A 17918-nucleotide genomic window follows, 5' to 3' on the forward strand; every position below is an offset into this window, starting at 1 on the left:
GCTCCTTAAGGGGCACCAAAGGATTTCCGAGCGTCAACGCGACGCAACGGCAACGACCGTTGTGGATCAATTGCGTCGATTGGGCCCCTGAGCTAATGACTTCATGTCTCACCTGGATAAGCGACATCGTTGGATTGGACCGGCATGCCGAACGAGAAGAGTGAACCCGGATGGCGCTCGGCTCGGTTCTCCGCGCCGCGATCGAACTTCTTGTCCAGCCGCGCGCGGAAGATCGGGGTGACGCCGGCCGAGATCGCGATATAGAACGGGAACGAGCCGACCACGATCCAGGTCAGGAACGGCGAGTAGTAGAACATCACCGCCAGGAAGACGAAGGCGAAGCCGAGATCGATCACCAGCGTCAGAGCCGAGCTGGTGAGAAAATTCCGGATGTTCTCGAGCTCGCGGACCCGCGCCACGGAGTCACCGGCCCGCCGCGCCTCGAAATAGGCGATCGGCAACGCGATCAGGTGCCGGAAGAGGCGCGCGCCGAGCTCGACATCGATGCGGTCGGTCGTATGGGAAAAGACATGGGTGCGTAGAGCACCCAGCACAGTCTCGAAGATCGAGACCACGATCAGGCCAAACACCAGCACGTCGAGCGTGGTGTAGCCGCGATGCGCCAGCACCTTGTCGGTCACCACCTGGAAGAACAGGGGCGTCACCAGCGCAAAGAGCTGCAGGAAGAACGATGCAACCAGCACCTCGCCAAGTAGCCGGCGATACTTGTGCATCGCTTGAAGGAACCAGGTGACGTCGAACTTGCGCGCGAGATCTGAAAGCGAGGCGCGGCGCGTCATCAAGACGATGCGGCCGGTCCAGCCCTGTTCGAATTCGGCGCGCTTGATGATCTGAGGGCGGTTGACGGCAGGGTCGTGAACAAGGATGTCATCGTTTCCGGCTTTGCCAAGGATGGCGAAGGTGACGTCATGCCGTTCGATAACTGCAGGCAATGAAAGCTTAGAAAGGCCAGGCCAGCTTTCGCGGACTGCTCGAGCTTTCAGCTTGAGCTGCTTGGCGCAGCGGAGGATTTCCTGAACGCCAACGGCCGCGCCAGCGAACTGATGCGCTATCTGCGGTGAATCCACCGATATGTGATGAAATCGCAGCAGCAGGAGGCAAAATGAAATCTCTTGGAGGTTGTGGAAAGGAAATTTCATAAAATTGTTATCGTTCTCACCCGACCTCGCGGCTTTTGTCTATCACTGCGAAAGTTCGCGGGATGGAGACCGCCGGATCGACCTAGGGCCGTCATGACTATTGCGTCTGACAAGAGACTGTCGATGGATGGACCTCAGTATGAACCAGGCCCCGACCCTGGGACTTTTTTGGGAGCATTCGATTGCAAGGGAACCTCGCGTTCATTCCCGCATCAGAGCAGCGCGAGTGCATGCCAACTCGAGGCACAACTCTATTCGCCACGCCACCTCAAGGTCGCTTTGATCGATGCGATCAGAAACGACTGAGGATCACTCTGCCTACATTCGCGAAGGTCTATTCCCGCTTCCGCCCCAAAGCGGAACTTACCCAACAAAGCCAGAAGCTCTTCCGATGGTAGATATTTCTCCCTCACTCAACCTTTTAACGAATTATTAGGCTCCTCTATCGCAACTAGTTCTAGAAGAACACAACAACCTTGCCGGGTTCCAATACCCGGAGTAAATCGCGTGAATGTACCTGTTCTCCTGATCCCAGAAAATTTCATCGATCGCGACGCTCGCTCCGATCGATTGGTAGCGACCGCTGTGTTCGCCCTGCTCGCCGTCGCCTCGCTTCTCCCCACGCTGCTCACTCCCATTCCGGCGATGGTTGATTACCTCAACCACCTCGCCCGCATGTATCTTCTGAGCCAAATGAACACCATCAATGCCAATCCATATTATGAGGCGGGCTGGGCCTTCTATCCCAATCTGGCGATGGACTTGGTGGTCCCGCCAATGGCGCGACTGATCGGCGCCGAGAGCGCGACCCGGCTGTTTTTTCTTTTCAGCCAGTTGTTGATCATCAGCGGCGCGCTTGCGCTCGAATGGGTGGTGAAGCGGCGCGTTCACCTCGCCGGTTTCGCGGCGCTGTTGTTCCTGTACTGCCTGCCGTTCACGTGGGGATTCGTCAACTTCGAATGCGCTCTCGGCATCGCGCTCTGGGGCATCGCCGCTTATCTGTTCGCAGCCGAGCAACCAACTCCGGTACGTTTCGTCGTCAACACAGCTTTCGTGGTGGTGCTGTTTACGGCGCATTTCTTTTCCTTAGGGATTTATGGCGCGACGCTCGGATTCTATGAGTCGTGGCGCACCTTCAATCGGAAACTGCCTTACCGCGACGCCGCGCTCCGGCTCGTCACGCTCGCAATACCGGCCTTGGCGCTGTTGGTCGTCATGCGATTGACCGCGGGCTCTGTCGGAAGGGAGGGCACGTTTTGGTATTTTGACTACAAGCTGCTCTGGCCGTTTTATATCATGAGCGGCTACAGCATGGCTGTCTCGGGCGCGAGCGCGCTCGTGCTAATGGCCGCGTTATACGTCGCTGCCAGGTGCGGCATGCTAAAGCTGCAGCCTGCCGGGATCTGGGTCGCAACTGGCTTCGCGCTCCTTTATCTTACGATTCCGCCAAGGCTATTTGGCACGGCGTTCGCGGATATTCGGGTTCTTCCTGCGGCCGCATTGATCCTTCCCGCCTTCTGCTCGCTATCGTTGCCGAACCGACGATGGACGATGGCTGCGCTCGCCATTGTCGGGAGCATCACGCTGGCCAATCTGGCCGTCGTGCTCGTGGTCTGGCAGTCCTACCGTGCAGACTATTCAGCCTTCATTCATTCCTTTCAGAAGATTGATCGTGGTTCGAAGATACTGATTGGGACCAGTGGAGAGGGCGATGATCCACCGTTCAAGGACCTCACTCAGTATCCAATGTATTATGCGCCGACCCTCGCGGTGCATTACGCCAATGCTTTCGTGCCGAACGTATTCACCGAGGCTGGCAAGCAACCGGTTCAGGCGCGGACCGAGGTCCGCCGTCTCGCCATTCCCTATGGTGGGCCTGTGCCGATACGCCTACTGAGTGCAATCGCCGCAGGCCAGATGACGGCGTCCGACGACGCCGACTTCATCCGCACTTGGTACCGAGACTACGACTATCTTTATCTGCTCGGCACTGGCGTGGTGAACCCGCTGCCAAACATGCTGAAGGAATTGGACAGGTCCGGGCGCTTCGTACTCTATAAGATCCGCCGCGCACCTTAGAGTATGGCTAAGGATCACCAGCTGCCGCGGCGCAATAACTGGCTAGATTCGCCTTCCAGCCACAGCGGAACTCCTTGGATTTGATCTGCTTGAGCAAGCTGAGCCTAGGACAACGGTGTCATGCCGATTGTTAGTCACAATACTCTTGGGGGATACGCGATCAACAGCGCCATTCTCGGCGAGGCGAACTGCATTCGGTGAGCCTGCGAGAGCGCTCGCCCGCAGCGCGCTCTTTCAGACAGTTAAAACAATCGCGTTGTTCTGAAGAAAGTATTCCTCCGGGGTGGGCCGCCTTGTTCGATTACAGGTATCCGGCGAGGATCTAGCTTTAAGGCTAGCCTTGAGGTCGGTAGATGCGGGTAGAAGTTCTGGGCGGGGTTGAGCGTCGGCGTCGCTGGTCTCGCGACGATAAGATGCGGATCATTGAGGAGACGCTGGCGCCTGGCGCGGTAGTGACGGAGATCGCGCGGCGGCACGGCATTGCAACGAGTTTGGTGTTCACATGGCGGCGGCGGGCCCGCCTAGCGACTGTCGCTTCGGCGGGACCGCGCCTTGTGCCGGTGCAGGTCGCCGCGGCCGAAAGCGTCCGATCGATCCAAGCGCCGGCGGCGATACCGGCCCGGAAACACCGCGGCGTGATCGAGATCGAGCTCGGTGATGGCAAGCGTGCCAGCGTTGACGAAAATGTCGACGCTGACGCGTTGGGGCGGGTCCTCGATGTTCTGAGCCGGCGATGATCCCGATACCGAGCGGCGTGAGGGTCTGGATCGCGACCGGCCACACCGACATGCGCCGCGGCATGCAGGGCCTGGCTTCGACGGTTCAGGAGAGTTTGAAGCGCGATCCCCATGCCGGCGATCTCTATATCTTCCGTGGGCGTCGGGGCGATCTTGCCAAGATTCTTTGGCATGATGGCATCGGCCTGTCGTTATATGCCAAGCGCATTGACCGCGGGAAGTTCATCTGGCCCTCGGCGTCATCCGGCGCGATATCGATCTCAGCGGCGCAGATGGCTGGAGAAATCCGCAACTGACATGGCGATCGCAGAGCGCCGGCTGAGCGAAATAAAATAAGGGACGACACGCATTTTAGGACGCCACAAATCACTGAAATTGTGATTCTCTGGTTTGCATGGACACGCCTCGCGACGCTCTTGCCGAAGACATAACCGCTCTGAAAGTGGCGTTGGCGAGCGAACGCGCGAAGGCTCTGGATATCGCAGCAGAACTTGCGGTCGCCCTTGCGAAGGCGTCGGAAGACAGTGCGTTGATTGCCCAGCAGAAGCTGCAGATCGCCAAGCTGCAACGCCAGATCTACGGGCAAAGATCGGAACGCTCGTCTCGGCTGATCGACCAGTTGATGCTTACGTTTGAAGAGTTGGAATCCAGCGCCACCGAAGCGCCGCCATGTGTAGTCTCATCGTCTCAGCGAAGATGAACGACGTCGACCCTCAAGCCTGGCTCGCCGATGTGCTCGCTCGCATCGCCACCCACCCCGACCACAGGCTTGATGAGCTGCTGCCCTGGAACTGGAAGACTGCACAACAGCAAGGCCTTGCGGCGCAGGCGGCTTGATGGGGCACGTCAACAAAGTCAGCCACGTGTTCACCCTCGGTCATGTTGCCCAGATGCTTGGAGAAGACGAGGAATGGCTGTTCGAGGTCGCCGAAGAAATGGACCCCGAGGACGGCCAGCTATGGGTCGTCGGCGTCGGTGAAGACGGCGTGATGGCGTTCACCGCTGATGGAATCGAGAACCTCAAAAATCTGATCGCAATCCACAAAGACGACCCCAGCATCATCGAAGAACGCCGCCAAGCGCTCGCTACGATGATGAAGCCGAAAACCGAAGAGTCCGGCGAGGCCTAACCGTTAACTGGACAGATCAGCGCTTGCGGCCTACCGCGCATGGTTACGCCCGCATCAGCCTTGCGCGATTGATGAAGCAACGGGCCTATCTCGAATCCCGCATCCGTGACGACCTCGAGCTCTGTCATCTCGGCGAGACACTCGAGATCTGAAACGGCGGGCGTCCTTCTCAAGGAGGACAGAGGATCGCTAAGAGACCGGATGGCAGTAATGACGGCGCGTGCGACTGCCTTTAGCGGACGGAGGCGCTTGCCTCGCCTCTCGAATTGATAACAGCGTCAACTCAGGTACCCAGGCGCCGGTGATCCGTGCGTCGACCGCGGATCAGCTGATGCGGATCAATGCTCGGGTGCATCTAACATGGTCAAACGGCTCTTGCTCTGCTGCCCGCTCTAGCCCGCCGTCTTCCGCTTGTTCTCGCCTCTACGATTCGAAGCCGATTTCGAAGCTTCTCCACCTCTCTAAGCTCGGCGATGAGCGCTTGGAGGCGTGCGTGCAGAACAGCACAGCTGTAAACCTGGCGAATATTGGTCATTACTGCCCCGGAATATAACTTGAATTAACCAGCCACCGATAAAACGGGACAATTGGATGATCGCTACTTCGTGCGCCTAGTGAGCTATTAGTGTAGCCGCCAGATGCTCCCAGTACTCGGCCTCTGCGAGCAGCTTCCAGCTTCTCTCAGAATCACGCGCGGCGGCCTGTCGGCAAAGCAACGCCATCGCGCGAAAGCGGCGCACAGCTTCCATCGCAAAACTCCCTGCTTCCTGTTTTCCCCAACCTTATTTTTTATTATTGCGATGGAGTCATCATCATTACTGGAGATAACTAAATTTGTCGTTTAGCGGCAGCCAGTTAAGTTCCGCCAGAGCGTCAAAGCGGAACTATTTTCGTTTTAGGCTTCACATCAGTTTCGAATGCTGCTCGGTGCGGGCATTGTCGCGCGCGATTGCGCGGCTCCGCGCAATCGAGCGCAGGCGATGGAGCATGCTCACGTGCATTCGAAGCGGCCGGAGTAGGCATGCAATGTCAGAAACCGAACCAACGACCGCTCAGGGTCTTCTCTAGTTGGTCCGTTGCCCAGCACCTGAACCTTACTGGCGATCAGCTCGGCGCAAATGCCGGGCTCATTCGTCAAGCTCATTCCGCGGCACACAGCTTGAACGAACGACCAAGTGCGGTCGCTACCCAGGCTGGATGCACCAGCGGCTGCGCTCGGAATTACTCCTCGAGAACGCTGTCATTTCCCTTCGGTCCCGCGATGGTCTGACGCTCTGGGACCTGCTGCGGGCGATAGCGCGACTCGCGCTCGCGGGGGACCGGGCGCTCGGACGGATTGCGGCCGATCTTAGCTTGGAGCTCGATAAGATCGGTGAACACGTCGGCCTGGCGGCGCAGCTCGTCGGCGATCATCGGCGGCTGGGTCGCGATCGTCGAAACAACGGTGACTCGTACGCCGCGGCGCTGCACCGCCTCGACCAGGGGCCGGAAGTCGCCGTCACCCGAGAACAGCACCATTTCGTCGATATGCGCGGCGAGCTCCATGGCATTGACAGCGAGCTCAATGTCCATGTTGCCCTTGACCTTCCGTCGGCCGCCAGCGTCAATGAACTCCTTGGTCGGCTTGGTGACGACCGTGTAGCCGTTATAATCAAGCCAATCGATCAACGGACGGATCGACGAGTACTCTTGGTCCTCGATAGTGGCGGTGTAGTAGAACGCGCGCAGAAGCGTGCCACGGGTCTGAAATTCGGTCAGCAGGCGTTTGTAATCGATATCGAACCCAAGCGTTTTCGCTGTGGCGTACAGATTGGCTCCGTCGACGAAAAGCGCAATCCTGTTGGAGACTGCCATGATAATCTCTGAACCGCACAGTGCCGCGTTGCGGGTCCGCGCATATGAACCCGCCAATGAAGTGGCACCAAGAAAACTTAAACGACAACAATGCTATACCGCGGCTCATTAGTGTTCAAACAGTTTCGTGCGACCGAAAATAAATTCGGTGACACCTCAACGCTGCGTATATTCCCGGCGGCAGACAGCGCATCTCATGGATTGGCTCAGGCGTTTCGACTACTCTCGGCCCGCAGATCTTTTGCAGTGCAATGCCACATCGGTTCGCAAGCTTTGATATCGGCTTAAGACACCGCGGTCGACGATGGAGCTGGCGGGTGTGCGCCAGCGAAGGCACGACCGTAATGTCTGGTTGGGCGAACAGCCGAGCCGCGGCCAGATACAAGGCGGCAGGCACGCTTTCGGCCGTGCAGCTCTTACTAGTGGATGGAATCTAACGCTTGGTGCCCTCGTCTGATAGCAGCGATAATGTGTTCGGGATCGGCGGTCCGAGCGAAGGGCTTGGCTTGCGGATTGTGCTCGGCGAGGTAGCGATTGATCGGCGCTTGGAGGTCGACAACGCGGACTTGCTCAGCAAACGTGACGTCAAGACATTGCAGCGGCCGTTCCCTGATGACCTGCTACGGACCGTGATTTGCGGGGCGCATAAAGAAAATCGGGCGGCGGCTTAGGTCGTCCTCGAAGTGCGATGTCGGCGCCGTTGGGAAAAAGCGGACATGGCCGTCACCCTGGAATTTCGCATCAAACACCCGTTGCGCTCCAACCTCAATTCGACCTGGTGCTGGCCTGTTTTTGCACCAGAACCCGTGGAACCTCGAAATCTCGGGTGAGTTACAGAACCGAAGAGGATTGGAGGGTAAGCGCTAATCCAATCGTGCGCGCAGTAGCACGCTCGATTTCTGTTTATCTGTTCGTCCTCTATTGGGCAGTACCTGAACAGAGAGGTGTCAATGAAAGCATCCCTTCTTCTTGCTGGCGCGCTCATCGTCGGATGCGCCGCTCCAGCAGTCGCTGACGAGTTCTACGTCGTGCAAGGACCTAGCCACAACTGTACGATTACCACCACGCGCCCGGCGGACAAGGAAGTCGTGACGCAGATCGGTCCGATGGCCTTCAAGAGCCGCGTCGAAGCTGAAGACCGTATCAAGCAGACCAAAGTCTGCGAGGAAGGCACCGTTGGTAGCAGCACCAGCAGCACGACCGTTATCAAAGAGAAGCAATGAATTCCTGATCGAATTCTGGCGAACTTCGAGAAAGATCGCGCTCGGTGGGCGCGACCTTTTTTGTTTGCAGATCACCTCACTGGTGGGCTATTTCAGATCGTGTATTGGCCTCCCGCAGAGGGTTCGACAAATTGGTTGACCGTTGCCTTTTGGGAGCCGGCATCCGAATTGACCACCGAAATGTCTGCTTAGATGTACTTCACCGACATCCTCGACCACGCAGTCAAGCCCGATGGCGCTCATCGTCGTAGCAATGACCTTTTATCGTCTCTTCGCTGGCGCGCGGTTCGATGAGGTCGATCGCGACACGCCAAGGACGAAGACACCGCGGCGAAAGTCGAGGACGAGTTCGCGCTGCACATCTCGATCATCGCCTCCAGGATAGTGGAGCTCGAGATAACGTCGTGATGGTGTTGCCCTGGCAGCTCGTCAGTTGAGCTTATGAGCGCGAGCCACATTCACTGCTCTGGCCGATCTCGCGATCCCTTCGCAGATCCGCTTCAAGTTCTTCGACAATGGCGTAAAGCAGGCACGCGGCAAGCGGATCAGTAACTTCTTGCTCCAAAAGGCAGTAGCGAGCGATCCGGACTTCTTGCCGATGAACTGGCGCTCTGGCATGAGCCGTGCCCTCCAGCAAAGCCGTGCAGCGCCAGACAACTCACTTCAGATCATCCAATGACCAGCTTCGCCGTAAATCGCCTCTGGCCGATCATCTACCTGACCGCGCTCTTGATATTTACCTTCATGTTCTTGGGACTCGGCGCCGCTTCGTTGATGGGCTTTGCCATGGAGTTCCCACGCCGCCTAGCGGAGGCGCATCGTATGATGTCGAAGAATTTCGTGCATTTGGCGCGCCATTCAGAATAAGACTGCGAACTCTTATATGATTGAGATTGCTACCTAATTCATGACCGTACCAAAGCATTAAGTGCAGATTGAGTAAGGCGAAGGGGCCGGCGGCGCGCCGCGCCTTTCTATCCAATCGGGCACGTCATGAAGACGCCGGAGCTCATGGACCGAGCAGCGCGCGAGCGTCCTGGGCGACACACGGCTGCACGAGATCAACCTCAGCTGACGTTGCGCCAGCGTGACGACGCTAGCGCCCAATAGCTCCGGCGTCGCTGTCACACGGTGCTGCATCGGCGAGAGCGCGAACCTTTGCGGCGGCCAGCCAGGCGGCCTGCGACCCCATGGCCGTCCACCGAGCGGAACAGTTCGGCATCGAAGGCGTTTTTTCTCGCATCGGAGAACGCCATTAGGCGGGACGCATGTGCTGATGCGCAACGACCGACCTGCGGTTACGCTTAAGTGTCCCGCGTGCAGCCGGGGGACGCCGCATCGGTTTCTTTACGTCAAGAACGGTTGCGAAATCTTTCAATGTCGTGACTGCGGACTGGGACGCACCGAGGCATCGAGCTTCGATCCCCTCGCTTATTACGACGATGGCTACTTTTCCGGCCGTCAGTCCGACGGCTACGCCGACTATCACGGCGCCGAGCCCGTGCTACGGCGCGAGTTCGCCCGTACCGTCGAGTTCATCAGGCGCCGCAAGCCAAAGGGCCACCTGCTCGAGATCGGTTGCGCCTACGGCTTCTTTCTCGATGAAGCCCGCCGCGCCGGATTTGAGGTGAGCGGCATCGAGCCAGCGGACACGGCTGCTGCCCATGCTGGCGATCTCGGCTTGAACGTCGTCTGCGGCCTGCTGAGCGAAGCTACTCTCAATTCACTTGGCACCCTGGATGTCATCGTCCTCCTCGACGTCATCGAGCATCTGCCCGCCCCGCAGGAAGCCCTCGCGCTATTCGCGGACCACCTCCGGCCGGACGGAATCATCGTGCTGACGACCGGAGACTTCGGCTCCTTGGCGGCGCGGTCGACCGGCGCGCACTGGCGCCTGATGACCCCTCCACAGCACCTGTGGTTCTTCAACCGCGACAGCCTCGCGTCTCTGGCCCATTCGGTCGGCCTTCGCGTCGTGAGTTCCGACCACCCCTGGAAATTCGTGCCGTTCTCGCTGATCGCCTTCCAGGTCGGTCGCATGCTCGGCCGCAAGATCGCAGCCAGTCCGACCGGCAACCGGTTCGCCATTCCAGTGAACCTGTTCGACGCAATGCGCGTGGTCTTGAGCAAGACGCCGCCGGCCCCGGATACGAGCCTCACATGACCGGCCGGATTCGCAATCCCTGGGTCGTTGTCGCGGCGTACAATGAAGCGCCCGTGGTCGGTGGCGTCGTGTCCGGCATTCGCCGCGCCGGATACGCGGTCGTCGTGGTCGATGACGGCTCCACCGACCGCACCGGCGACGCCGCGTTGCTCGCAGGCGCGGTCGTCGTCCGGCATCCGATCAACCTCGGACAGGGCGCCGCGCTGCAGACCGGCATCGACTACGCCCTCGAGCAGCGCGCGGATGCGATCGTCACCTTCGATGCTGACGGCCAGCATTCCCCCGCGGCCATCGCGGCGCTGCTCGCGGCGCTCGATCAGTCCGGCATCGATTTCGCCCTCGGCAGTCGCTTTCTCACCGGCGCCACCGCAAATCTGCCGGTGTCGCGCCGCATCCTGCTCAGCGCCGCGATCTGGTTCACGCGCGCGAGCACCGGACTGCCGGTCACCGATACCCACAATGGCCTACGGGCGATGACTGAGCGCGGCGCCCGCGCGATCTCCTTGCGACAGAACCGAATGGCGCATGCGTCCGAGATCCTGCACCAGATCGCGCAGAGCCGCCTCCGCGTTATCGAGGTGCCGGTGAACATCGAGTACAGCGCCTATTCGCTGGGCAAGGGTCAACGCGTCACCGATGCGCTGACGATCTTGATCGATCTGTTTGCGCGGAGGCTCTACCGATGATCGCGCAGCTATTGCTGACCGCCTTTCTGGCATTCGTTCTGGTCTACGCCTGGTCTGCGCATCGGACGGTGCCGATCATCGGCCTGCTCGCGAGCGGCGCTGCGCTCGCCGGCCTCTACTTCGTCTGGGTGCCGGAGCATGCCACCGCGCTTGCGGCCTTCGCGGGAATCGGCCGCGGCTCCGACCTCATAGTCTACATCTGGGTCGTGATCAGCCTGCTCATCATGCTCAACTTGCATCTCAAGCTGCGGCTTCAGCTCGACATGATCACGCGGCTTGCGCGCGCAGTGGCGATCGATCGCGCCAAGGAGAGCCGGCGTGACGCAAGCCCCCCACGAAAACGTCGCCCGGTCATGTTGGGCCGAAAGGCCGAGGTGGGCCCGATCCAAGTACAGGCGAAGAAGTAGATGCCATTGCCAAGTCGCGCCGGAACTTGGTCACTCACCGAGCCCGCGATGATTGGCGTAGATCTTGGCGAACGGGCGACCAAATCGCGTGACCTCGTCAACCAGTGCGGCCGTCGTGCCGTCGGCACAAGGCCAGCGCTCGGTGGCGATCAGGTAGTCGGCCTCTTCCACATGTGTTTCGGCGATCCAGTTGCGACGGAACATCACGCCTGCGAGTTGCTCGCGCCAGGCCAGGCAGAGGAGAACGCGCGGCGGATCGCTCGCGAACCGGCCTTCGGCGTCAATTCGATGCTCGAGGCGGCGCAGCGCCTCGGGAGCCGCCATGCTCCAATAATCGAGGTCGAATCGGCCATAAGCGCCGGCGACACCGCCTGCCAGACCGTTCATCGCGATATATTCGAGCGGATGCAGGATGACGAGCGTCAGCACGAGGACCGCCGTGTGCGCGACCCCGAGGGCCGCGGGCACAATCGGGAGGCGTCGCAAGAAGGGCAAGAGGCCCGCGAGCCCGCGCGCGGCCACGATGGCGAGCATTGGGATCACGAACAATACGTGGCGGACACCGTCATAGAGCGTCGAGCCCTGCAGGATGAGCACCCCGATAGGCCCGAACGCCGCCACACCGACGACCAGCACTGCGCGCGATCCTGCGAGCTCGGCCGCGACTGGTCGCAGTCCCACGACGCCGGACCGGCGCAGGGCGCCGAGGATGGCGCGGGTCCACGACCCTGCAGCACCGATCCAGACCGCCATGCCGAGCAACAGCAACGCCAAAAAGCCTTCGGGCAGACGCGCCAGGAGCTGTCCGGGGATGTACCAGGTGGGCAGTTGATCGGTGAACGTGAGCCGGCCCCAGTTCTGGAATTCAAACGAGGTGTCGAGCGTAGCAAAGTGCCGATAGGCCTCGAGGAATTGTTTGAGCGGATTTCCGATCTGCAACCACGGCCAGAGTGCAATCGCGGTCAGCCAAGCGATGATGATGACGAGCAGCGTATGCGAGGCGATCTGGCGCAATTGGCCATAGCCCGCGCGGCCATGGCGCAGCAGCGCCTCGAGCGCGCACAGGCTCATGCCGCCGACGAGGTAGACGTGCGTAATCACCCCGCCAGTGCGTGTCGCTATGGCAAGACCAGTAGTAAGGCCCGTCGCAAGGGTCAGACGCCAGCTCGGCACCTCCTGCCGCACCAACAGGACGATTGAGAGCGTCGACCAGCTCATCGCGAACAGGAACGGTACGTCGATCGGGGCGAAGAACAGGTTGCCGTACAGATAGCCGGTGAGCAGGCACAAGGCGAGTGCCGTCAACCCGGCCCAGTACCCGACCGTGAGCCGTGCCATCGGCACGACAGCGGCCAGCCCGGCGAGGCCAAACAGGAAGGTCAGAGCGTGCCGGACCGTGATCGGGCTCGCGAGCTGAAGCGACTGCACGGCCGCAACGAGCACCTGAAACCACGGCCCATACATCCACAGATACTCTTCGACCGTCTCGAACTGAGATCGATCCGCAAAGGCGCTCGTGTACCAGGCAAGCGCCTTGGGGCCGTACTCGTCCGTGTTGAACTCGTCGGTCGACAGCCCGTAATCCGCGGCGGTCGCAAGCCCAATGACCAAGGCCACGCCGAACACAAGAAGCACGAGCAACATCTCGGCATGGCGAGCAGCAAATGCGAGGCCGACTTTCGGCCTCGCAAACCCGGAAACGTCACCATCCACCCGTTCAAGCGCCATGCAGTGTCCTGCGATCGCGTTACTGCAGGCGGCGGATCAGGACGCATACGGTCCCGCCCTGCCGCCTGCATCACAGCCAGGCGACACCCCGCTCAATCGCGAACGAACCCTCAGCGCACCTCAAGTGTTATCTTTAGCTGGGCTTCGATAATACGCTTGAAGGGAACTTTGTTCCCGAAGTTTCAAATCAGGTCTCCCAGGGCGGATTAGCAATGGCGATCCTTATCACCGGAGGTGCCGGATACATTGGGAGCCACATGGTGTACAAACTCGCTGATCGTGGCGAACAGCCCGTCGTGATCGATGATTTTTCGTCGGGCTTCGAATGGGCAATACCATCCGACGTGCCGGTCTTCGTTGGGGACGTCGGTGATCAGCAGCGAGTTGCGCCGCTGATCGCGAAGTATGGGATTTCGGAGATCATTCATTTTGCGGGTTCGGTCGTTGTCCCGGAGTCGGTTGCCGAACCACTTCGATATTATCGCAACAACACTGCAAATTCCCGAAGCCTGTTCGAGATCGCAATCAGAAGTGGTGTGCGGCGTTTCATCCTTTCGTCGACGGCTGCGGTTTACGGGGATCCGCCGGCAAATCCCGTCACGGAGGAGACCCCCGTTGCGCCTCTATCACCTTACGGCTCATCCAAATTCATGGCCGAAACAATGCTGCGTGATGCTGCGCGCGCTCATGGCCTACGCTACGTCATCTTGAGATATTTCAACGTGGCAGGCGCCGACCCTGCACTGCGCACCGGACAGGCAACGCGAGGGGCAACGCATCTTATCAAGGTTGCAGCGGAAGCTGCTGTGGGTCTGCGAGAGAAGATCCAGGTTTTCGGCGCCGATTATTCTACGCCTGACGGCACCTGCATTCGCGACTATATCCACGTGGGCGATCTCGTAAACGCTCATTGTCACGCGCTTTCATACCTGCGCGGTGGTGGGGAGTCCCTGACGCTAAATTGCGGCTATGGCCGCGGCTTTTCGGTCTTGCAGGTGATCAACGCGATGCGGCACGAATCCGGAAATGACTTTCCCGTCGAATTTGTCGCCCGCCGGCCTGGCGATCCGGCGGAGATCGTGGCGTCGGCTGACCGGATGCGCAATCTGCTTGGCTGGCGGCCCGAATGGGATGATCTATCCCTGATTGTCCGCCATGCGCTCGCTTGGGAACGCAAATTATTGTCACGAGGTAACGCAAGGCTTGCCTCCAGAGTGCCTCAGCCGGTCCCCCTCCGTCCCATTGTCAGCAAGGTGAGACGGGACAAGCGTCTGGCGCGCGGAAGTCCAACACTCATCCAGGACCAGGAGACGCGCCGGCGATGAGCCTGGCGATGGAAACCGTGCCATGGCTTCGCTCGTCATTTAGCGAGTGAGAACGTCGCGGAATATCGCAAAATAGCGCGCCACGGCCGATGAAGATGGGCACTACTGTTTCGCGGTGGCGCTATGAAGAACCATCCGAATTTGCGAAGAAGCCATCCCGAATTCGCCGTGCAAACGCTACGCTTGGGGCAGATGGCCGCGAAGTCATGCTCACGTAATCGCCTTAGAGGAACTGATGTTTGCGAACCGTACCCGCTTCGGCGCCGGCGCTCTTGTGATCGCCGGGATCCTGTTCGTGCTCTACCCGGCACTTCGCCCGTTCTCCGACGAGCGGTCGCTGCTGGGCGCCGCGGCCTTTGGGTCTGGGGCATGGCTGGCATCGCACATGCTTGCCATGGTGGCGTTTACCTTGTTGCCGCCGGGAGGGCTTGGCGTCGGTCCATCCTCAACAGGACTTGTGCGAATCTGCCCCGATCAAGGATCATTTCGCTCACCTCGACCCGGACCAGCATCCGGGGATGATCTGCTTCACCGAGAACGACCAGCTCGGCATCATCGACCGCGTCACCGCCCTGACCCCCGGCCGCTACATCACCCGGTTCTACGAGACCGAGGAGAAGATGGCGGACGATCAGCGGCGCAAGCTGATCGCGGCGATCGATCCGAGCGGCGAACTCCAGTTCGCCTGGACGCCCGAGGAGATCGAGCGGGTCTACAAGGAAGGTCCGTCGTCCTGCATGGACGGCACCCATCACTTCAATACACCGGTCTGGCCGACCTCGGTCTATGGCGCTGGCGATCTGGCTCTGGCCTATCAGGTCAATGCCAAAGGACGCATCCAGTCCCGATGCCTGGTCTGGCTGGAGAAGAAGCTGTACGGCCGGATCAGTGGCAGACCCGACGGGCTCGGTCGCGAATCACCCGAGCGGACCCAAGAGACGCTGCACATGTCCGCCCCCTGGCCCACATCACCAGTGCGCTTTCAGCACTCCATCCACGGACATGACACCCGCAATCATTGAGCCGGTAATCGCGACCAGCGCAGGCACGCCGCGCGGTAATTCGAGGTTGATGAGCGAGGCCATGAAGATCGCAGCCATGGGCAGGGCGATGACGAAGTAACGCCCTTGAACGCCCAAGACATGGGGCGAAGTGATAGGCGTATAGGTGAGAAAAAAAATCAGATAGACCAACACAAGATAGCTGAGGACGGCAAAGCCTGTCACGATTGCCACGCGCGCACGCGTTCCATCCAGCGGCAGCTGTTGTAGCGGGACGAGCAGGAGGAGAGCCGTGAGCACGATATAAGTCCAGGGCCGAAGCACAATGTCCTGCCAGCCCAGGATGCCAATGAATTCCGGCCACAGCGGGGCGCCCCATTCGCGGAGCGCCGTCCATGTCGCCAGCGGGAAATGAAATGGATGCTCCCACATGTAAGCGAGTTTCCACAACGGATCAAACTGCTCTGCTGGATAGTCGTGTCCCTCGCGGACGCGCCACGCCGCTACATCCGCTGAGACTCCGACCACCCACAGCGGCGACAGGATAACGCCCGGCAGTACCACCATCGCAATGCTCTTCCACCGGCCAAGGAGCTCCCCGAGCCGGCCGGACATCAACTCCAGCAGCACGAAAATAATCTGCGGCTGCTTGGCGAGGACACATACCGTCATCCATAGCGAGCGCTCCCAGATGCGTCCCTCGGAGGGATTCCATGCGGCTCTGAAGCAGAGTGCGGTGATCACCAGCGCATAGCTGAGCGCCGCACCGTCCGCACTAAGAACAACGCGGTTATAGAGCGATACCGGCAGCATCGCGATCAGCACGAACGCCCATTGGAGGGTCGGAGTGACCGCGACGGCGTAGGCTGTCACCGCAGTGAAAACGACAAGGCCGAAAAAGCGCATCAGGAATAGCAGTTCGGGCAAATCGAGGCTGAGCAGACGTCCAACGGCTGCTGCGAGGATATAAGGAGCATAGGCGACCGGATTGTAGCCTTCTGTGCCGGCAAAGGGCACGAACACAGGCGCTTGTTCAGCCTCATCATCTCTCGCGCCGATGATGTCATGATACTCGGTCATGACTTGGCCGTAGCGGACTCCCTTGTCTCTATACCTAGCGAACCAATCTCCCTTGTGCTGCTGAAGAGAGGCGAACCGTCCCCCCCGATCCTTGAAGAAATGTAGCCGTTCGTAGAGCCCGCGCTCTACGAAGATTCCCTTGCGGCCATTGATCTCGGTGACGGGCAAAAACTCGCCTCGTGTGTACGAATAAATACGCAGAAAATGCGATATCTCGTCCGGTCCGCGTAGTGGCGGATTGACAACGATGATGGCTGATCCGAAGAAAAGCGAGAACAAGGTAAAGACGATTGCCGGCCAACGCCCAAATCGCCTTCCGATGCGTGACACCGCGCTCGGGGCAGCATCAGGCTTGGCGGGTTGCAGCATCTCGTCACCCAACCACGAAATAGCGCTCGTCGAAATCCTAGCCGCCCTTAGACCCAGGGCCGATGATCTGAGAGTATCGACGTCTGCTCATGGAAAGGCCACTTGAATCAACCGACCGCCCGGCTTTGGACGTGCAGACCTGACGTGCTTTGTCCGCTCCGCGCACTCGCGTCATTTCGCTGCGTTGCGGTATTTGGTTGGTATCCGGGCATAGCGGAATCACTCTATGCCTTTTCATGGGAAATCTCCGCTCCCAACCCCACGGCAGGTGGTCCCAAAAATCTCGCAAAGGTTCAGCGATGACAACAAGTAGCAAATTCGATATTGGTCAGTGGGGCTGCACTGGTGACGGCCAAGTCGCCTCAGTTGGCGTAGTTGCGATGTACCGAACAACGCTCGTCGGACGGATCAGGCTGTATGTCGAAGAGAATTTCCATAATGGTTGAAGAAGCGATCAAGCTTCACTGGTTCGCCGGTATCTCGCCAGAACAGTTTTTTACCGAGGCTGGCCGCCACCGCGAGGCGGTGATGGCCGCCGATTAGAGTATGATCATCGGATGCTATGGCGATGACTTCGCCGTCTTCGTCCATGATTTTCATGTGCTGCCTCCAACCCAGCGCCCGGTGCTGCCGCGATGGTGCGCAATCTATCTAACCTCTTGCGCGCTCTGGGCGTTCCAACCCATGAAGATCACAGCGGCGGCCATCTGCGGCTTTTGACCCAAACGCAGGCTTGGCAAGCGTTGCTGTTGAGCGGATCGGACGCCAGTGAATATTCTGGGTTGCGTTTAGGCGCCACACACGGCAAGATTCTTTCGTTCTGGAACGGAAAAGCTCGGGCGATTAGTGCGGGTAAATTTTCAGAACCTTCGCTTGGACTAGACCAGCGTTTTCTTGGTTCGAATCATATCAGGCGGCGTCGGCGAGTTTGTAGGACCAGGTATGGACGACGGGATGCCGATTGACGTCGTCGAT

At 59.6% G+C, this 17918-nt stretch carries 16 protein-coding genes and 4 pseudogenes; 14 read left to right on the forward strand and 6 right to left on the reverse strand.

All coding sequences use genetic code 11. The features are described 5' to 3' along the window. Nucleotides 1-179: 179 nt before the first annotated feature. Nucleotides 180-1160, reverse strand: a pseudogene (locus FXV83_RS00205) (ABC transporter transmembrane domain-containing protein); the annotation flags it as partial. A 507-nt stretch (nt 1161-1667) separates the two neighbouring features. Here FXV83_RS00205 and FXV83_RS00210 point away from each other — a divergent pair. The 7 genes and pseudogenes from FXV83_RS00210 to FXV83_RS44850 all read left to right on the forward strand — a co-directional run bounded on the left by FXV83_RS00210 (nt 1668) and on the right by FXV83_RS44850 (nt 5258). Further along, complete coding sequence (locus tag FXV83_RS00210) at nt 1668-3239, forward strand: hypothetical protein (RefSeq protein WP_148736621.1); 1572 nt, start codon at nt 1668-1670, stop codon at nt 3237-3239. Nucleotides 3240-3592: 353 nt separating this feature from the next. Beyond that, the gene (tnpA, locus tag FXV83_RS00215) at nt 3593-3976 is read left to right on the forward strand and encodes an IS66-like element accessory protein TnpA (protein ID WP_148736623.1); all 384 of its coding nucleotides are present in this window, start codon (nt 3593-3595) and stop codon (nt 3974-3976) included. Then, a complete protein-coding gene (gene tnpB / locus FXV83_RS00220; RefSeq protein ID WP_210250713.1) occupies nt 3973-4272 on the forward strand; it encodes an IS66 family insertion sequence element accessory protein TnpB in 300 nt (99 codons plus the stop codon). The genes tnpA and tnpB overlap by 4 nt, the downstream gene beginning before the upstream one ends. Nucleotides 4273-4370: 98 nt before the next feature. Next, nucleotides 4371-4637, forward strand: a pseudogene (locus FXV83_RS00225) (transposase domain-containing protein); the annotation flags it as partial. Beyond that, nucleotides 4634-4813: pseudogene (locus FXV83_RS00230) on the forward strand (transposase domain-containing protein); the annotation flags it as partial. The pseudogenes FXV83_RS00225 and FXV83_RS00230, both read left to right, overlap by 4 nt. Beyond that, the gene (locus FXV83_RS00235; protein ID WP_148736625.1) at nt 4813-5106 is read left to right on the forward strand and encodes a hypothetical protein; all 294 of its coding nucleotides are present in this window, start codon (nt 4813-4815) and stop codon (nt 5104-5106) included. The pseudogene FXV83_RS00230 and the gene FXV83_RS00235, both read left to right, overlap by 1 nt. Nucleotides 5107-5129: 23 nt before the next feature. Further along, nucleotides 5130-5258, forward strand: coding sequence for a hypothetical protein (locus FXV83_RS44850; protein ID WP_283811687.1), 129 nt, complete (start codon nt 5130-5132; stop codon nt 5256-5258). A 1069-nt stretch (nt 5259-6327) separates the two neighbouring features. Here the strand turns inward: FXV83_RS44850 and FXV83_RS00240 are convergent. Further along, a complete protein-coding gene (locus FXV83_RS00240; protein ID WP_430648917.1) occupies nt 6328-6960 on the reverse strand; it encodes a LabA-like NYN domain-containing protein in 633 nt (210 codons plus the stop codon). A 419-nt stretch (nt 6961-7379) separates the two neighbouring features. Beyond that, a pseudogene (locus tag FXV83_RS00245) lies at nt 7380-7520 on the reverse strand (IS630 family transposase); the annotation flags it as partial. A gap of 390 nt (nt 7521-7910) precedes the next feature. Here FXV83_RS00245 and FXV83_RS42310 point away from each other — a divergent pair. The 5 genes from FXV83_RS42310 to FXV83_RS00280 all read left to right on the forward strand — a co-directional run bounded on the left by FXV83_RS42310 (nt 7911) and on the right by FXV83_RS00280 (nt 11440). Beyond that, nucleotides 7911-8183, forward strand: coding sequence for a hypothetical protein (locus FXV83_RS42310; protein WP_187435552.1), 273 nt, complete (start codon nt 7911-7913; stop codon nt 8181-8183). A gap of 675 nt (nt 8184-8858) precedes the next feature. Then, entirely contained in the window at nt 8859-9050 is a 192-nt protein-coding gene (locus FXV83_RS00265; protein WP_148736627.1) for a hypothetical protein, read from the forward strand. 220 nt (nt 9051-9270) lie between these two features. After that, nucleotides 9271-10347 carry a class I SAM-dependent methyltransferase gene (locus FXV83_RS00270; protein ID WP_148736629.1) on the forward strand — a complete coding sequence of 359 codons (1077 nt, stop codon included), beginning with the start codon at nt 9271-9273 and terminating at the stop codon, nt 10345-10347. Then, nucleotides 10344-11033, forward strand: coding sequence for a glycosyltransferase family 2 protein (locus tag FXV83_RS00275; protein WP_148736631.1), 690 nt, complete (start codon nt 10344-10346; stop codon nt 11031-11033). Before FXV83_RS00270 ends, FXV83_RS00275 begins: the two co-directional genes overlap by 4 nt. Beyond that, nucleotides 11030-11440, forward strand: coding sequence for a DUF2304 domain-containing protein (locus FXV83_RS00280; protein WP_148736633.1), 411 nt, complete (start codon nt 11030-11032; stop codon nt 11438-11440). The genes FXV83_RS00275 and FXV83_RS00280 overlap by 4 nt, the downstream gene beginning before the upstream one ends. 30 nt (nt 11441-11470) lie before the next feature. Here the strand turns inward: FXV83_RS00280 and FXV83_RS00285 are convergent, their stop codons facing one another. Continuing rightward, nucleotides 11471-13168 carry a hypothetical protein gene (locus FXV83_RS00285; protein WP_148736635.1) on the reverse strand — a complete coding sequence of 566 codons (1698 nt, stop codon included), beginning with the start codon at nt 13166-13168 and terminating at the stop codon, nt 11471-11473. A gap of 212 nt (nt 13169-13380) precedes the next feature. On the opposite strand from FXV83_RS00285, the gene galE reads away from it, so the two are divergent. Next, nucleotides 13381-14493, forward strand: coding sequence for a UDP-glucose 4-epimerase GalE (galE, locus tag FXV83_RS00290; protein WP_148736637.1), 1113 nt, complete (start codon nt 13381-13383; stop codon nt 14491-14493). Between the two features lie 455 nt (nt 14494-14948). Further along, nucleotides 14949-15515 (forward strand): hypothetical protein, encoded by a 567-nt coding sequence (locus tag FXV83_RS00295; RefSeq protein ID WP_148736639.1) that lies wholly within the window; start codon nt 14949-14951, stop codon nt 15513-15515. On the opposite strand, the gene FXV83_RS00300 is transcribed toward FXV83_RS00295, so the two are convergent. Then, nucleotides 15462-16943: a DUF2142 domain-containing protein gene (locus tag FXV83_RS00300; protein WP_148736641.1), complete on the reverse strand. Its 1482-nt coding sequence runs from the start codon at nt 16941-16943 to the stop codon at nt 15462-15464. The two genes, FXV83_RS00295 and FXV83_RS00300, sit on opposite strands and share 54 nt — an antisense overlap. A gap of 408 nt (nt 16944-17351) precedes the next feature. After that, nucleotides 17352-17543: a hypothetical protein gene (locus FXV83_RS00305; protein WP_148736643.1), complete on the reverse strand. Its 192-nt coding sequence runs from the start codon at nt 17541-17543 to the stop codon at nt 17352-17354. Between the last annotated feature and the right edge of the window lie 375 nt (nt 17544-17918).

The organism is Bradyrhizobium hipponense (assembly GCF_008123965.1).
Lineage (GTDB): Bacteria > Pseudomonadota > Alphaproteobacteria > Rhizobiales > Xanthobacteraceae > Bradyrhizobium > Bradyrhizobium hipponense.

Bases quoted from the DNA above. Each gene is read 5' to 3' on its own strand.
- FXV83_RS00275 (WP_148736631.1), top strand. From the start codon at position 10,344: ATGACCGGCCGGATTCGCAATCCCTGGGTCGTTGTCGCGGCGTACAAT.
- FXV83_RS00235 (WP_148736625.1), top strand. From the start codon at position 4,813: ATGGGGCACGTCAACAAAGTCAGCCACGTGTTCACCCTCGGTCATGTT.
- tnpB (WP_210250713.1), top strand. From the start codon at position 3,973: ATGATCCCGATACCGAGCGGCGTGAGGGTCTGGATCGCGACCGGCCAC.
- FXV83_RS00265 (WP_148736627.1), top strand. From the start codon at position 8,859: ATGACCAGCTTCGCCGTAAATCGCCTCTGGCCGATCATCTACCTGACC.
- FXV83_RS00305 (WP_148736643.1), bottom strand. From the start codon at position 17,543: ATGAAAATCATGGACGAAGACGGCGAAGTCATCGCCATAGCATCCGAT.
- tnpA (WP_148736623.1), top strand. From the start codon at position 3,593: ATGCGGGTAGAAGTTCTGGGCGGGGTTGAGCGTCGGCGTCGCTGGTCT.
- FXV83_RS42310 (WP_187435552.1), top strand. From the start codon at position 7,911: ATGAAAGCATCCCTTCTTCTTGCTGGCGCGCTCATCGTCGGATGCGCC.
- FXV83_RS00300 (WP_148736641.1), bottom strand. From the start codon at position 16,943: ATGCTGCAACCCGCCAAGCCTGATGCTGCCCCGAGCGCGGTGTCACGC.
- FXV83_RS00240 (WP_430648917.1), bottom strand. From the start codon at position 6,960: ATGGCAGTCTCCAACAGGATTGCGCTTTTCGTCGACGGAGCCAATCTG.
- FXV83_RS00285 (WP_148736635.1), bottom strand. From the start codon at position 13,168: ATGGCGCTTGAACGGGTGGATGGTGACGTTTCCGGGTTTGCGAGGCCG.
- FXV83_RS00280 (WP_148736633.1), top strand. From the start codon at position 11,030: ATGATCGCGCAGCTATTGCTGACCGCCTTTCTGGCATTCGTTCTGGTC.
- galE (WP_148736637.1), top strand. From the start codon at position 13,381: ATGGCGATCCTTATCACCGGAGGTGCCGGATACATTGGGAGCCACATG.